Annotated in this window: 19 protein-coding genes; 12 read left to right on the top strand and 7 right to left on the bottom strand. The window is 36.0% G+C overall.

Annotation, left to right across the window (positions count from 1 at the left end):
• Positions 1-88: 88 nt before the first annotated feature.
• The 8 genes from MM214_RS01510 (at position 89) to fahA (ending at position 4,503) form a co-directional block, all read left to right on the top strand.
• Positions 89-367 (top strand): hypothetical protein, encoded by a 279-nt coding sequence (locus tag MM214_RS01510; protein WP_241291179.1) that lies wholly within the window; start codon positions 89-91, stop codon positions 365-367.
• Between the two features lie 114 nt (positions 368-481).
• The gene (locus tag MM214_RS01505) at positions 482-1,003 is read left to right on the top strand and encodes a DUF7935 family protein (protein ID WP_241291177.1); all 522 of its coding nucleotides are present in this window, start codon (positions 482-484) and stop codon (positions 1,001-1,003) included.
• Between the two features lie 3 nt (positions 1,004-1,006).
• Positions 1,007-1,432 carry a YkvA family protein gene (locus tag MM214_RS01500; protein WP_241291175.1) on the top strand — a complete coding sequence of 142 codons (426 nt, stop codon included), beginning with the start codon at positions 1,007-1,009 and terminating at the stop codon, positions 1,430-1,432.
• 6 nt (positions 1,433-1,438) lie between these two features.
• The gene (locus MM214_RS01495) at positions 1,439-2,167 is read left to right on the top strand and encodes a Rossmann-fold NAD(P)-binding domain-containing protein (protein ID WP_241291173.1); all 729 of its coding nucleotides are present in this window, start codon (positions 1,439-1,441) and stop codon (positions 2,165-2,167) included.
• A complete protein-coding gene (gene dtd / locus MM214_RS01490; protein WP_241291171.1) occupies positions 2,164-2,616 on the top strand; it encodes a D-aminoacyl-tRNA deacylase in 453 nt (150 codons plus the stop codon). The genes MM214_RS01495 and dtd overlap by 4 nt, the downstream gene beginning before the upstream one ends.
• A gap of 11 nt (positions 2,617-2,627) precedes the next feature.
• On the top strand, positions 2,628-2,954 hold the full coding sequence (locus MM214_RS01485) for a nucleotide pyrophosphohydrolase (protein ID WP_241291249.1): 327 nt from the start codon (positions 2,628-2,630) through the stop codon (positions 2,952-2,954).
• 20 nt (positions 2,955-2,974) lie between these two features.
• On the top strand, positions 2,975-3,118 hold the full coding sequence (locus MM214_RS01480) for a DUF2256 domain-containing protein (protein ID WP_241291170.1): 144 nt from the start codon (positions 2,975-2,977) through the stop codon (positions 3,116-3,118).
• Positions 3,119-3,231: 113 nt separating this feature from the next.
• Positions 3,232-4,503 carry a fumarylacetoacetase gene (fahA, locus tag MM214_RS01475; protein ID WP_376856790.1) on the top strand — a complete coding sequence of 424 codons (1,272 nt, stop codon included), beginning with the start codon at positions 3,232-3,234 and terminating at the stop codon, positions 4,501-4,503.
• A gap of 110 nt (positions 4,504-4,613) precedes the next feature.
• On the opposite strand, the gene MM214_RS01470 is transcribed toward fahA, so the two are convergent.
• From MM214_RS01470 to MM214_RS01455, 4 genes are all read right to left on the bottom strand, one after another.
• Entirely contained in the window at positions 4,614-5,504 is an 891-nt protein-coding gene (locus tag MM214_RS01470) for a Ppx/GppA phosphatase family protein (protein ID WP_241291168.1), read from the bottom strand.
• Between the two features lie 105 nt (positions 5,505-5,609).
• Complete coding sequence (locus MM214_RS01465; RefSeq protein WP_241291166.1) at positions 5,610-5,819, bottom strand: hypothetical protein; 210 nt, start codon at positions 5,817-5,819, stop codon at positions 5,610-5,612.
• A gap of 50 nt (positions 5,820-5,869) precedes the next feature.
• Positions 5,870-6,853 carry a TerC/Alx family metal homeostasis membrane protein gene (locus MM214_RS01460; protein ID WP_241291164.1) on the bottom strand — a complete coding sequence of 328 codons (984 nt, stop codon included), beginning with the start codon at positions 6,851-6,853 and terminating at the stop codon, positions 5,870-5,872.
• A gap of 58 nt (positions 6,854-6,911) precedes the next feature.
• Positions 6,912-7,193, bottom strand: a complete 282-nt coding sequence (locus MM214_RS01455; protein WP_241291154.1) for a YidH family protein — start codon at positions 7,191-7,193, stop codon at positions 6,912-6,914.
• A 132-nt stretch (positions 7,194-7,325) separates the two neighbouring features.
• Between MM214_RS01455 and MM214_RS01450 the strand changes: the two genes are divergently transcribed.
• The gene (locus tag MM214_RS01450; protein WP_241291152.1) at positions 7,326-7,808 is read left to right on the top strand and encodes a deoxycytidylate deaminase; all 483 of its coding nucleotides are present in this window, start codon (positions 7,326-7,328) and stop codon (positions 7,806-7,808) included.
• 222 nt (positions 7,809-8,030) lie between these two features.
• On the opposite strand, the gene murB is transcribed toward MM214_RS01450, so the two are convergent.
• On the bottom strand, positions 8,031-9,044 hold the full coding sequence (gene murB, locus MM214_RS01445) for a UDP-N-acetylmuramate dehydrogenase (RefSeq protein WP_241291150.1): 1,014 nt from the start codon (positions 9,042-9,044) through the stop codon (positions 8,031-8,033).
• 87 nt (positions 9,045-9,131) lie between these two features.
• On the opposite strand from murB, the gene MM214_RS01440 reads away from it, so the two are divergent.
• Positions 9,132-10,079 carry a succinylglutamate desuccinylase/aspartoacylase family protein gene (locus tag MM214_RS01440; protein WP_241291148.1) on the top strand — a complete coding sequence of 316 codons (948 nt, stop codon included), beginning with the start codon at positions 9,132-9,134 and terminating at the stop codon, positions 10,077-10,079.
• A gap of 16 nt (positions 10,080-10,095) precedes the next feature.
• Here MM214_RS01440 and tamL read toward each other — a convergent pair whose 3' ends face one another.
• Positions 10,096-12,516, bottom strand: a complete 2,421-nt coding sequence (gene tamL / locus MM214_RS01435; RefSeq protein WP_241291146.1) for a translocation and assembly module lipoprotein TamL — start codon at positions 12,514-12,516, stop codon at positions 10,096-10,098.
• Positions 12,517-12,533: 17 nt separating this feature from the next.
• Here tamL and MM214_RS01430 point away from each other — a divergent pair, with 17 nt between their 5' ends.
• Entirely contained in the window at positions 12,534-13,274 is a 741-nt protein-coding gene (locus MM214_RS01430; protein ID WP_241291144.1) for an RNA methyltransferase, read from the top strand.
• 67 nt (positions 13,275-13,341) lie between these two features.
• A complete protein-coding gene (locus tag MM214_RS01425; protein WP_241291142.1) occupies positions 13,342-14,352 on the top strand; it encodes a bile acid:sodium symporter family protein in 1,011 nt (336 codons plus the stop codon).
• Between the two features lie 346 nt (positions 14,353-14,698).
• Here MM214_RS01425 and MM214_RS01420 read toward each other — a convergent pair whose 3' ends face one another.
• A complete protein-coding gene (locus tag MM214_RS01420) occupies positions 14,699-15,586 on the bottom strand; it encodes a dienelactone hydrolase family protein (RefSeq protein ID WP_241291140.1) in 888 nt (295 codons plus the stop codon).
• Positions 15,587-15,919 lie beyond the last annotated feature (333 nt).

The raw sequence follows: 15,919 nt of genomic DNA, 5'->3' as shown, positions 1-15,919 counted from the left end.
TTTAGACTTTTTATAGGTTTGATTTTCAGTGAAATAAGAGTTACTTTCATGTTTTATTTATTAGTCAGAGAATAATAGAATTATTAATATGGTAATTAATTCGCTACACGGTACTTTTTCTATCGTGATAAATGAAAAGGATCAAGATAAATTGCTGGTAAAAGCAAAAAGTAAGGCTGAATTAACTAGAATTTTTGACGAGAATAGAGTAAGAAAATGTCAAGAAGAGAATTTTAGTTTTTTTGTCAGCATGTGTAAGCAAGAGTTTGCACATACCTTGATCATGATGATAAAAGAAATCAATTATTTGAATTTTGAAAAGTATCTGTCAGAATTAGATTTGTCTTCAGATAGGATTTTTGCTTGAACTTTTAAGCATCAATCAAACTAGGTTAGCAATTTTTGTGATTTAAAAGAGACTTAATTCCAAAAAGCTCTCAAAAATTCAGATATTCACACTCTCATTAAATGAATATCATGCATGGAGCTTATTTCGGAGTTATTAAAAATCGTTTTACCCGCTAGTTTAGTTATTTATGGTATGTATTTGACAGTTGTTTCCTTTTTGAAGAGAGAAAGAGAGAATCAATTGATTCATATCAAAACAAAAAACTCAGAATTATTAATACCAGTACGTCTTCAAGCAGCGGAAAGAATTTGTCTTTTATTAGAAAGAATTACCCCGAATAATCTTGTCAGAAGAGTAAATCAGCCTGATTTTTCTGCAAAAGATTTACATGCTCAATTGTTGTACGAGGTGAGAGAGGAGTTTAATCATAATCTTTCACAGCAGATTTATTTTTCAGATGCTACTTGGCAATCCGTGCGAGGTGCTGTAGAATCAGTAGTCACCATGATCAATACTGCCTATCAAGACATGAATAGCGAAGCTAGGGGGATTGATTTGGGAAAGAGAATTTTTCAGAAATCATTGGAAAATAGAAATGATGGCATACAAAATGCACTGAATCAGGTAAAATCTGAAATTAGCATTTACTTTTAAATTATGGGAATCAATATAAAGAAGTCACAAGCATATTTTGAAAAAGCCAAACAGCGCTACATGAATCAAGTCAATGCAATCATTGGTGAAGAGGGTAAATTAAAACAACTCATGAAAAGTGCCTCTGTAAGGTTACATCAGCTTAAAGATCATCCAAAAGTTCAACTTGCTATGGAACCTCTTATGATCTTTAAACGGATGATTTATGCTCACAAATCTGGAGAACATAAGCTCTCTATGAAAACCCTAGGTCTACTTGTACTTGGAATTTTATACTTTGTGACTCCCATAGATTTTATTCCTGACTTTCTACCTGTCATCGGTTATGCAGATGATATCTCTGTGATCATAGCTATTTTCAATGCGCTAAAGATTGAAGTTGAAGAGTTTCTGGAGTGGGAGAGAGTCAATGGAAATAAACCAATTTAAGCTAGCATGAAAAAAATCGCAATAATATCTGGTACTTCTGGATTGATAGGAATGCAGCTCATGCATCAATTGATTCAACACCCAGAGTATGCACATGTTCTATCCATCGGTAGAAGAAAATTAGCTTTAAAACATGAAAAGCTAATTCAAATAGCAGGTGATATGAATAACATGAGAGAATGGGATTTGGAGATGATGTTGAGAAAGGAAGATATTGGGGGAATATTATTTCCATTTGTAGATGCTATTAACAATAGACTGTTTGAAATTCATGCTTTCTGTTCACTAGGGACTACTATAAAGCAGGCTGGTTCCAAAGAGCAATTTTATAAAGTAGATCACGATTTTGTAATCAACTATGCAGAGTTTGTAAAAAAGCTTGGGGCTAAAAAATTTCTCTATGTCAGTGCACTCGGTGCCGATCCTACGTCAAATATATTCTATAATCAGGTCAAAGGAGAAACAGAGGAAGACCTTAAAGTTCTATCTTTTGGTTATCTAGGGATTTTTCAACCATCCCTTCTTATGGGAAGTAGATCGGAATTCCGATTTGGAGAGGAAGTTGCTAAAATAGTCATGAAACCATTGATTTGGCTAAAGCTACTCAAGAAGATACGTCCTATCTATGATCATCAAGTGGCTAAATCCATGATCGACTATGCAGTGAATGAAAATCACCTTCGGGTAGAAGTGATACCTTCTGGGACTATGCAAGAATTAACTCAAAAAGTATGATAGCCATTTTACAAAGAGTTTCCTCAGCTTCTGTAACGGTAGAGAATCAAGTAATTGGTAACATAGGTGAAGGATTAATGATCCTACTGGGAATAGAGCATGCCGATGACCATAGTGATATTGAGTGGCTATGTAATAAAATAGTCAACATGCGAATTTTTCCTGATGAGGCTCATATAATGAACAAAAGTCTGCTTGAAATCAAAGGTGAGATTCTTTTAGTATCACAGTTTACCCTTCATGCTAGTACGAAAAAAGGAAATAGGCCTTCTTATATTAAGGCTGCTAAGCCAGAAGTAGCAATTCCATTATATGAAAAAGTAATACAGATTCTGTCCACCCTAATTGGAAAGCCCATAGCGACTGGAAGATTTGGAGCAGATATGAAAGTATCCTTGACAAATGATGGACCTGTTACTATACATATTGATTCAAAAAATAAAGTATGATAAAAGAAGATATAACCATAAAAGAAGCTCAAAGCGCTGTAGATCATTGGATAAAAACTGTAGGCGTTAGATATTTCAGTGAACTTACCAATATGACAATTCTCATGGAAGAAGTCGGTGAGTTGGCAAGAATCATGGCAAGGAAATATGGTGAACAATCATTCAAAGAATCTGATAAAAATCAAGATCTCGGTGATGAGATGGCAGATGTACTTTGGGTACTAATCTGCCTTGCCAATCAAACCGGGATAGACCTAACTGAGGCAATGAAAAAAAATTTTGAAAAGAAAAATTTGAGAGATTTTGATAGGCATAGGAACAATGAAAAACTATTTTGACATGACCGTGTTTCAAAGAAATGAAAAAACAGTTTTTGCCAAAAAAAGTATGTCCAGTCTGTAATAGACCATTTTCTTGGAGAAAAAAGTGGGAGAAAAATTGGGAATCTGTAATCTATTGTTCTAAAAAATGCAAGGCAAACAAGCATGAACAAAAAAATTAAATTGATTGTTGCAAATTTCTCTATTTGATTTTTAATATTTTTTACAGTATTTGGACTATTTTTTTACATATGGTATTAAATATTAACTTTGCCCCATCATTAAACTTTCAAAGATGAGTGATCAGAATATTAAACCCATGACCTCTTGGGTACAAGTACCCAAAAATTCAGACTTTACTATTTATAATCTTCCTTTTGGAGTTTTTGAAACGAAGAGAATTTCCGCTAGAGCAGGTATCGCAATTGGAGACAAAATTGTAGATCTGTCAGTGCTGCACGATGAAGGTTTTTTTTCAGACATCACCCAATTGCCAAACGATATTTTCCAAAGAAACACATTGAATGACTTTATCGGGTTAGGGAAATCTGTTACTAAAAAAGTCAGGGAAAGGGTTCAAGATTTGCTTTTGGAAGACAATGAGAACCTTCGAGAGCATCAATGTAGGGGTAAAGCAATGGTGGGAAGAAAAGAAGCTATTATGCTACTTCCTGTTAAGATAGGGGATTACACTGATTTTTATAGCAGTAAAGAACACGCCACCAATGTAGGGGCAATGTTCAGGGATCCTGATAATGCATTGCTGCCAAACTGGAAGCATCTACCAGTGGGGTATCATGGAAGAGCTTCGTCTATCATTCCTTCTGGGATTCCTATCAGCAGACCTAAAGGTCAATTCAAAGATGGAGACATGGAAGCTCCTGCTTTCGGTCCAAGCAGAAGGCTAGATTTTGAGTTAGAGCTTGCATTTATCACTGGAAAGCAGACTAAAATGGGCGAAAGTGTAAGTACAGATGAGGCAGAGGATTTTATATTCGGATTTGTATTGTTCAATGACTGGTCAGCAAGAGATATTCAGTCATGGGAGTATGTACCATTGGGACCATTCTTAGGAAAGAATTTTGCTTCAAGTATCTCTCCTTGGATAGTTACATTGGAGGCTTTGGAATTTGTAAGAATAGAAGGTCCTAAGCAAGAGCCAAGTGTATTACCCTATCTTCAATGCCAAAAAAATCATGCATTTGATATCAACTTAGAGGTATATATCAAGCCAGAAAACAAGGAGGCAACAAAAGTATGTTCTTCCAATTATAAATACATGTATTGGAATATAGCACAACAGCTAGCACACCATACCATCAACGGTTGCAATATTAATGTAGGAGATATGTATGCCTCAGGTACAATATCTGGTCCTACAGCAGATAGTTACGGATCTATGCTAGAATTAGCCTGGAAAGGTACAAAGCCAATACAATTGAATGATGGCGATGAAAGAACATTTATAGAAGATGGAGATACAGTCATCATGAAGGGATACAGTGAGCACAATGGTGTCAGGGTAGGCTTTGGTGAAGTAAGTTCAAAAGTTCTTCCAGCATCCTAAAAAAAACAAAACAAATACTATTTTAAATCTATAAAGTCAGCATGAGTTCATTGAAAAACAGTTTCAAAAACACATGCTGACTATTTTCTTTAGATTACTAAATGCAATTGCTATTTGGGTATTTTCTTCAATTTATTCCGTTCATAAAGCACATTCATCAATCCATCTTTTAATCCAACGTCGGGCACAATCATTCGTTTGGAGGCTGCAGCTGACATCGCTGCCAAATATATTTTACTAGCAGGTATAATGACATCCGCTCGATCTGGATTTAGATTCAACTTGTTCACCCTATCATCGTATGAAAATGATTCCAAATAAGTTTTTATTTCAGTGATTTTCTCTATGCTGATATATCTTTTATTCTTGGATGGATTGCTAAGTTCAAAAATCTTGTTGATGTTTCCGCCAGTACCGATACATGTGATTTTATCTTTTTTGGATATGTGATCACTGATAAATTTATTCATGCTTTTCCATACAGCCAAAGGAATATTATCATCTAGAGCTCTTACAGAACCTATCTTGAATGACTTGGAGGCGATTTTTTGTTGTTTATTGTATATATTGAGCTCGGTGCTTCCGCCACCTACATCAATGTGCAGATAAGGCTTCTCATCTATATATGACCACAAAGCTAGATTGATCAATTCAGCCTCTCTATTGCCATCAATAATTTGAATTTTCAAGCCTACATCTTGCTTTACTTCTTCTACGATTTCCTTACCATTGGTAGATTCACGCATAGCAGAAGTGGCACACACCATATAGTCATCGACTTCATACAAGTCTATCAAAAGCTTGAAAGCTTTCATTAATTTGACAAACTTTCTTCTATTTTTTTCACTGATTTTTTGGACGTGAAATACATCCATACCTAATCTCAGTGGGAATCTCAAATACTCAAGCTTTTTGAAGTTAATTATACCTTCATATTGAGTTACATTGGTGATTTGTAGTCTAATGGCATTTGATCCTATATCTACTGCGGCTAGTTTCAAGATATGATTAAGGTTTGATGATAGCAAAATGATTTTCGGTATGATTTTCCCCACGGGAAAATCATACCGAAAATAACCAAAAAGCCTGAAATGGGACTATAAAGTTTATTTTTTTCTTGTAGAAATCAATAAAATAATGCCTGCTGCAATGCTAATACCCCCTGCATAATTTGGCCAATTTACCTCATTTTCCTTTGTTTTATTCACCTGAATAGGTCCTGCATCTATGATATTTTCTTCTGTATTGAATGAAAATCCCGAAAAGATAAACATGGCTATGCCCACTACGATTAAAATTACTCCAAATGCTTTCATAATGTTTGTTGGTTTTTTTTAATATTTACAGCAAGAAGTTTACCAAACTTTTAGCTTTTCTTTAAGGATTTGTACCTTTTCAATGAAGCCAATATACTAATAGCAAGTATGGAAATAATGATTGTAAGAGAAATATAAGCTGGTGGGTGATAAAATGCCGACACAAGCATTTTGAAACCTACAAAACCTAGAATGAATGAAAGTCCATAATGTAGGTAATGAAACATATCAAAGCTATTGGCCAATAGAAAATATAAGGATCTAAGTCCAAGGATTGCAAAAATATTGGAAGTGTATAAAATCACTGGATCATTTGAAATGGCAAAAATTGCAGGTATGGAATCTACAGCAAACAACAGGTCTGTAAATTCAATAACTGCAACGACGACGAGCAATTGCGTCGCAAACCTTTTTCCATTGATGTTCACGAAGAATTTGTCCCCATGATAATGATTGTCTACCCTGAATATTTTATGTATCAATTTGGTACCCAATGATTGTGAAAAATCCTGTGAAGCATCATCCTCATCACTTTGACCGAATGTCTTGATACCAGCATAGATCAAGAAGAATCCAAAAATTGTCAATATTACATTGATCTTTATATCATAGCCAGAAATGCTAAACGTCGGAAGAAAAGTCAACTCAATAAGAGCCACTCCAAAAAAAATAAACATAGCTCTTAAAATAATCGCTCCCAAAATCCCATAGAACAATACTTTGTGCTGATACTTGTCGGGAACTTTGAAATACTTAAACACTAGAATGAAGACAAAAAGATTGTCCACACTCAAAGCTTTTTCTATGATAAACGCTGCGTAGTAATCCGAGGCCTTTTCAAGCCCAAAATCAAGGTAAATATAGCCTCCAAATAGTAAGCCTATTCCTATCCAAACCATGGACCAGTATAGAGCTTCTTTGGTCGAGACTTTGTGAGCTTCTTTATTGAAAACAAATAAGTCTACTGCAAGTAATCCTATGATGATTACAGCGAATCCGATAAGCGCGTAGCTTTTATCTTGTATATATTCCAAAGAAATAATATTTACATTTTTTGAAAATCAATAGGCAAAAATGGTCACTTAAGAGATTTTACATGGTATTGTAGACACCTCTTTTTAACTTCTTTTTTACTTTAAAATAATTGAAAAAGCCAAGTCCCATCAGGCCGATACTTAATGCAAATGCAAGATATCCCAGATCGCTAATATGGCTAAGCACATTGACTTCCATAAGTGCTGTTCCACTAACCAAAAAATAGAGGGATGTCCGTATATAAGAGAGTAGCGTTCTATCATTGGCAAGGGTGGTTCGCTGTCTAGCAAGATAATCTCGGACGATCATTTGTTCTTCAGGTAATTTCTCTTTTTCCATGTTATACTAGCTTTGATACAAAAGTAAAAATTAATCCTCTGAAATTTGTGAATTGAGACTCACAATCCCATGAAGATTTGTTTTCTTTGCCTTCTCATTGGAAATTTCCTTAATTATCATACCGCTTTAGAGATGAACAAACCGAATTTTGACGATATTTTTATGGAATTGGCAGTAAATCTTGCCAAGAGATCTCATTGTATCAAAAAACACGTAGGGGCGGTTTTGACCAAGGACACAAGAATTATTTCCATCGGTTATAATGGGCCACCTTCTGGAACGCATAATTGTGACGAAGAATTTCCACACGAAGGATGCGCTCGTGACAGTAAAGGAAGCTGCACGTTGGCTATTCATGCAGAGCAAAATGCCATTCTTTATGCAGTCAAAAATAATACTTCCGTAGAGGGTTCTACTCTTTATGTGACTTTAGCTCCGTGCTTGGCATGCGCTAGGATAATTTTCTCTATGGGCATACATCGTGTGATCTATTTGTATTCCTATGCGGAATACAAGGGACTTCCATTCGATGAAGGTGTAGAATTCCTCAAGAAGTTTGGCGTAAATGTTGAAAAATATGAAAAAAAGCTAGTCGTTGATGATCCATTGATATAAAGTTCTGCATAAATCCTAATTTATGCTTTGATCTATATCAGGTCATGTACTTTGGAGGCATAGCCATACATTACTTATCGCCTATTGTTCGAGTGGACTTGAGAATAGTTGATATTGATTGAGATTTTTTCTGTTTAACTGGACTTTTTCTTTTATATAAATGATCAGAACATAATTCTTCAGGCGAAGATAGTGATTCCTTGCTTTGAGTTTAACCCAATACTATAGAAAATTCACCTCTGGGTGCAGCATGATCCCAAATTTTTGGAATACAGATTCCTGAATACTTTTACTCAATTTCGCAATCTCTTTTCCTTCTCCATTGCCATAATTGACTAACACCAACGGTTGATTTTTGTGAACACCTATATTTCCAAAAGTTTTACCCTTCCAGCCATCTTGTTCGATAAGCCAAGCAGCGGGCACTTTGACACCATCTTCTACTGGATATCCTGGAAGATTTGAAAATTTTGATTTTAACTCTACAAATTGATCTGTAGAGATTGTTGGGTTTTTGAAAAAACTACCTGCATTTCCTAGCTTTTTTGGATCTGGAAGCTTTTGTTGCCTAATGTAAATTACTGCGTCAGAAATCTTTCTGATTGATAGGGGAGACTCGCCCATTTGATCTAATGTTTCTTGGATGGCACCATATGAAACATTGAAGTTTGGATTTTTATTCAAAACAAAAAACACCTTAGTAATGATGTATTTGTCTTTAAGCTCATTTTTGAAAACACTTTCTCTATAACCAAATTTGCATTCATTCCAATCAAAAGTTTCTAATTCAAGAGTTGTTCTGTTGATTGCCTCTAGTTTTTCAAAGACATCTTTGATTTCGATACCATATGCTCCAATGTTTTGCATAGGTGAAGCTCCCACCGTACCCGGTATCAGAGATAAGTTCTCTACACCAGCCCATCCTTGATCTATACAATGTATTACAAAATCATGCCACACCTCGCCGGCTCCCACAGCTACCTCGATTTTCTCCTCATCTATTTGTGTAGCCTGTACACCTTTGATGTCAATTTTGAGTACCCATGCATCTATATCTTGCGTTAACAAAACATTACTTCCTCCTCCCAAGACAATGAGAGGCAAGTTTTTTGATGATGCGGCTTTGATAGCAGCTATGACATCATCTTCTGAACTAGCTATCGAAAAAAACTTTGCCTTTTTATCAATTCCAAAGGTATTATAGGGTAGAAGTGAAATGTTTTCTTGTATATTCATGGCTAAAATTCTTCCTGCGAAGTAAACAAGATTTTGTTCAAATAGAAAGGTTCGCAGTATTTTATAGTATGATTAAATTATAGTAGTATGAAAGAAATGGTTATCAATGGCGTGAGAATCAGGCCAGGACAGAGCGTAAATATTGAAATTGCAATTGCTAGATTACCGACACATACTTTGATCGATTTGCCAATTATTATCAAAAGGGCCAAAGAAGATGGTCCTGTAGTTTTGATTTCTGGAGGTGTACATGGAGATGAGATTAATGGCGTAGTAGCTGTAAAGCGAATGCTTGAGGAAGATGATATCACCCCCACAAAGGGAACTGTAATTTTGATTCCTCTAGTTAATATCTATGGATTTTTAAGTAACTCAAGGACTTTTCCAGATGGAAGAGATTTGAATAGAAGTTTTCCAGGGAGTAAAAAGGGTTCATTAGCATCTCAAATCGCATTTATATTGACAAATGAAATCATTCCCCTTATAGATTATGGTATAGATATACATACAGGGGGGCGTATGCTATCAAATTTTCCACAGATTAGAGTTGATTACAAAGACAAGAAAGGAGTAGAGTTAGCAAAGGCATTTGGTACCCATTATATATTGAACTCACCTCATATCGACAAATCATTCAGAAAAGAAGCTTATAAGATGCGTAAGAGTATTCTTGTATATGAAGGAGGGGAGTCTATGAGGTTAGATGATTTTGCTGTAGAAGAGGCTATCGCCGGTACCAAAAGGTTATTACATTATCTTGGTATGTTGGATGCCGCTCCAGAACCAAAGCAAGGATACCTTTTAACTGAAAGCTCTTGGTTAAGGGCAAAGATTTCTGGAATTTTCATGACTTCTGTAAAACTTGGAGATCAGGTAAAAAAGGGGCAAATTTTAGCCAGAATTTCAGATCCTTATGGTCAAGTCAAAGTGCCAGTCAAATGTACTACCAACGGATACGTAGTCGGGCTCAATAACAACCCCGTAGTCAATGCTGGCGATGCCCTTATACATATAGGAAAAGGAGGATTAATTTAACACCTCAATTAGAAGATTAGAATGGGTATCCGATTCCAATGTTAAAAACGGTTTGACCTTTTTCACCTAGGAATCTATTGAAAAAGTTGCCAATAATTAACCTTTGGCCTTCTGGTCTTGCAGGATCCAATGCCTTGACACCCATGTCTAATCTTAGCACCAAGAAATCAAAGTCCATCCTAAGACCTAAACCTGTACCTATGGCTAATTCTTTATAAAACCTATTGAATGCAAAATTTGCTCCTGGTCGCGTTGGATCATCTTGAAATGTCCAACTATTTCCAATGTCTATAAAAAATGCACCATCAAAATAACCATACAGCTTCCTTCGAAGCTCAAACATCCCCTCGAAAAGGATGTCACCAGGTTGCTCAAATCTATAATCAAATGAGCCATCATCATTGACTGGTGGGGTGTAGGAGCCAGGTCCTAATCGTCTCGGCTGCCATGCTCGAATCCCAGTACTTCCTCCAGCAAAGAAATATTTCTCATAAGGCAAGACCCCATTGCTAATACCATAAGGTCTTGCCATTCCAAGATTAAGTCGATAAGCAAATGTTTGCTTAGCTGAAATCGGAATATACCTTCTCAAATCAGCTTGAAACTTTAAAAATTGAAAATAAGCTAAGCTACGATCTTCTATAAAAGATCTATTGACGAAGTTTAAGGTAGTACCCCCACTTTCTACAAAAATTCTCAATAGAGAAGCTCTGTTTTTTTGAAATAATCCATACTGATTGAAGTTTACAATCAATTGACCAGAAATGCTACTTACATATGAAGGCAGAAAAGAATTGATCAGGTTATTTCCTTGATCTTGAAGACCTTCAAGCACCTCTCTGAAATCATTACTTAAATTTGATCTAATGAAATTAGCATCCAGCAAATTGACAGCAAATTGTTGTCTTAGATTTCTGGTATTCCAATTGTACGCTAGCACACCATTCAGTGCCTCCCTGTTATACTCAGGCCTATCCACGAAGTTGTAACCTATCAGGGTACGTGTTCGAGGATTGTACCTACCCAATGACTCTAGCGCAAATTTCCGCATAGGAATGAGGAATTGGGGGAAAATGATAGAAGCTGATGTATTTAGTTCACGAGACCGAAACACACCCCCTTCACCAGTCGCTGAAACTACTCCCTCAAGACCAGCTCGGAAATTAAACTCAAATACCTCTGCTCCTCTAAACAAATTTCTATTTCTTAATGAATGGCTAAAAAATGGTCCAGGAACCTGTTCTGTAATACTTGCTCCTAACTGATTTGTAATGAGGTATTTTTGGTTGGGTTGAGTAAATATCCTAGGTCGCAATACAGTTCCTAAAGTATCAAAACTAATATTTACAAATCTAAAAAGGTCCAAATTGGCTAATTGCCGCTGAGTTTCGAGTACATCATTTTTTCTATAGAGATTGTCTTTTGAAAGGAATATCCTAGAAGAAATGATCTTTTCAGAATACCGATCTCTATAGATGGAAAAATTAATATCCTTAAACTGTGAGCTGACAGCATCTCCATAGAAGGATTCGTTATTTGGGGCGTCTATGGAAAAATATACAGAATCTAGTGTATAGACTTTATGGAATTCGCTGTTGGATGGTTTTCTGATGAGCTGTTCTATCACTACTGTATGCTCCAGGGTATCTTTGTATACATTATATTCAATGTAAGATTTTGAAAAAGTATAATATCCATTCTCTTTCAAGAAGTCCTCAACCCTTTGTCTTTCTTTGGAGATTTGTGATTGTTCATATCTTGAGCCGATTTTGATTTCTGTGTTCTTTTTATACCAATCTAAGATTTTGTAGATATTGGTATCATCAGATCTGGTATAAACTGAATCAATGAAATAGGGCTCATTCTCTTCAATGACGTAGGTCAAAAATGCTTTTTGGTTTTCGAATCTTAATTGAGAAACTACTTTAGCATCAAAAAATCCATTATTGGTCAAGAAAAAATTGATTTGACGTTTCGAATCTTCGGTCTTTGAACTATCCAAAATTACTCGGGGATTTCCCGTTCTCATGAAAAAATTCCCAAACTCAAGCTTCTTCTCTGTGGCAGTTAGCCGATTATTGATTTTATTGTATTTTCTGACTTCTTGCCTGGTCAATTGCCCTTCTTGATCTTGCTTAGCCACCAACTGACTTCTTTCTCTTTCTAACTTTTCTTTGCGAGCCAAATGTTTGGTACTATCAAAGGTCCACTCACCAAACCTGTAGATTGAAACACCAAGCGAGGTATTTAGCAAAGGAATTCGGGTATTGGGTTGCTGCCTGATTAGGTTAGCAATGGCATCTTTATCACTTCGATGCACACCGTCGATTCTGACTTGATATACCAAGATTTCGTTTTCTTTCAGTCCTTTTGTCAAAGAACAAGCAGAAAACAAAAAGAGGAAAAAGATAAAGTTTATATATTTGAACTTATTCACAATTTGATTCGCTCCGAATGTTAAGCAAAAATACGCTTAAGTTTATAAAATCCTTGCAGCAGAAAAAATTCCGTAGGCAAGAAAATGCATTTTTTGTCGAAGGAACAAAAAATGTTATTGAATTACTACATGCAGACTACAAAGTTAACTACCTGCTTTATACTGAAAAATTCGCCCAAGAGTATCCTCAGGAAGTTAAGGGATTTGATGGTAACAAGTACCTAGTCACTTCAAAGTCGCTTGAATCTGCGGGTACCTTTCAATCCAATGACGGAGCACTAGCAGTTGCCGAAATCAAGCCAAATAGAGCTCCAGATCTCAAAAAGAATAAGCTTATTTTAGCTTTGGACGATGTGAGAGACCCAGGTAATCTGGGTACAATCATCCGTATAGCTGATTGGTATGGAATCGGTGAGATAGTTTGTTCTCTTGAATCTGCTGACTGCTACAATCCGAAAGTGATAAATTCTAGCATGGGTAGTTTTACAAGGGTCAATATTTTCTATACTGACTTAGCTTCCTATCTTCAGACAATAGAGTCCCCCATTTATGGAGCTTTCTTAGGTGGTGATAATATTCACCAAAGGAAACTAGTAGCTGATGGCGTAATTTTGATGGGAAATGAGTCTAATGGTATTTCCGAAGAAGTCGGGAGCTTTGTCACAGATAGGTTGACTATTCCTCGGTTCGGAAATGCTGAGTCGCTTAATGTCGCTATTGCAACAGCGATTATTTGTGACAATTTTAAACGAAACTGATATAACGACGCACTAAGCTCTTGTTCTTTACTTGAGGCTTCTGGTTAAAAAGGATACATTAAAAAAAATGGGGAATATATTTGAGAAGTTAAGGAAAGTTGGCATTAATAATTTTTTCTTTCTGATGATAGGAATGATCGTGTTGGCACGATTCTTTCCAGAGTGGGGAACCTCATCAGCCCCTTTACCACTCAAATCAATTACAGGGTTTGGTATAGTAATTATCTTCTTTTTTTATGGTGTGAAGTTGAACCCAATGAAATTGATCAGTGATCTTTCAAATTGGAAACTGCATCTGGTTGTGCAATTGAGTACATTTTTAATTTTTCCACTGATTGTATTGATACTTTATGCTCTATTTGGTGAGCCTGATTCATATACTTGGCTAGGGGTCTTTTACTTAGCTGCCCTGCCTTCTACTGTATCTTCCTCTGTGGTGATGGTTTCTATAGCCAAAGGGAATTTGCCAGCAGCAATTTTCAATGCAAGTATATCGAGTATTATTGGAATATTTATTACTCCGGTTTGGATGGAGTTCATGTTGCCTGCTTCATCGATGGATTTTGACCTGACAGACACTTTTTTTAAGCTGAGTTTGCAAGTCCTTCTTCCTTTGCTGATCGGGCTGTCTTTACATCATTATTTAGCTCCTTGGGTAGGAAGAAATTCGAAGTCATTAAAGAATCTAGATCAGGGCATTATCTTATTGATTGTCTTTACAGCATTTGCAGAGTCTTTTGCTGAAAAAATGTTTGATGGAAAATCAGCACTTTCTTTATTTACCCTTGGAGCATTGATGGTTCTGTTTTTTCTTGTAATGATGACAGTGATGCATTTTATATCCAAAGGTTTAGGATTCAATGATGAGGATCGCATAGCAGTTCTTTTTTGTGGGAGCAAAAAATCATTGGTTCAAGGAGCCGTGATGGGAAAGGTAATGTTTCCTGACCCAGTGATCTTTGGTGTGATTTTACTTCCCTTGATGATGTATCATGCCCTTCAGCTACTACTTGGTACGGCTATAGCGCAAAAGATGGGACAGAGAAAGATGAAAAAAGAGGATTTTGATTTGGCTTAATGTATCTATCCACAGGATCTCAAATAAGTAGATCACACATATTGAAATTATGATAGCAATATCATAGGTTTCTACTAGTCGGAAAAGTCACAAGAGCTAATGATCTGGAAATTAATCTTCTATTTCCATAAATTCTGTCAAATGTTGATATAAAAGTAGCTATTCGAATAGTTGATTTTTTTCAAGTGAGCACTATTAGATATGGATGTATCTTAGTAACGCACTCGGATACACACAATCACGAAGAACAAAGGATATACTCAGAGCTTCACTAAGCTATTCAATAACAAGCACACAGGATGGATATGTACCCATCCATCCTGCTTGCTTCATTTCAATTTTGAATTTAGACGAGTTTTTCTCTAAAAAATCTTATGGTCCTTTCCCATGCAAGTTTTGCTCCGTCTTCATCATATCTTGGAGTAGAATGATTGTGAAAGCCATGATTCATACCTTCGTAAAAGTAAACCTCATATTCCTTTTCATTTTTCTCTAAAGCAATTTTATAATCATCCCATCCAGCATTGACCCTAGTGTCTAAAGAAGCAAAATGAAGCTGTATCGGTGATTGGATGCTAGGAACTTCGTCTGCGCTTGCTTGTCCTCCATAATAAGGAACAGCAGCTTTTAAGTCTGGAAGTTTTACTGCCATCATGTTGGAGATCCATCCTCCAAAACAAAATCCTACTACTCCAATTTTTCCATTACAATCAGGATGATTTTTCAAGAATTCAAAAGCAGCTATAAAATCTTCTAACATTTCATCCCTGTCCCTCTTGGCTTGCAAAGTCCTCCCTTCTTCATCTGTTCCTGGGTATCCCCCAAAAGGAGTAAGGGCATCTGGAGCGATGGCTACAAATCCATCCAGCGCACATTGATGCGCTACGTCCTCGATATAAGGATTTAGGCCTCTGTTTTCGTGTACTACGACTATCCCTGGCAGTTTCTCATTTATTCCATTTGGTTTGGTGAGCAAGGCCTTCATTTGTCCAGCTCCTTTGGGAGAATCATATTTGATATAGGATGCATCAAATCTTGCATCTTCCATTCCAAATCTTTTGGCTTGTACATAATTGGGTAGTAGAAAATTCATCAAAGCAGAAACTGTAAGTCCGCCTGCTGTATATAATGATAGCCGTTCTACAAATTGCCTGCGATCAATTTTGCTATGTACATATTCATCATAAATGTCAAATACCTTTTGGTCAATATCCTCCTTTTTGATTGGTTCCATAATAGCTTATGTTTTTTGATTGTTAGTTATGAATTTAATGAAAATACAAAAGGTACATACATTTTTTACATGAAGAAGCATTTCATTCAATGAATAGATTACTTCGGGATTAGTATCAACTAATAACTTGTCCGCCTAGGCGAATCCTGTATCAATTCTTATCTGGATCTTGAGAACCCAAAATATGACTTGGATACTGTTATCTTTGCGGACCAATATGATTTACATTATCAATTCGGATTTACAATCTTAAATCAATGATTTTCTTTTGAAGATAAAAATTACACCAAACCCATGAAGTAACTTTTATTATTCTAAGTTTGTTAACCTTGT

It is taken from the genome of Belliella kenyensis (assembly GCF_022549675.1).
In the GTDB taxonomy this organism is placed as follows: Bacteria; Bacteroidota; Bacteroidia; order Cytophagales; family Cyclobacteriaceae; genus Belliella; species Belliella kenyensis.
This window is presented reverse-complemented; position numbering and strand designations above follow the sequence as displayed.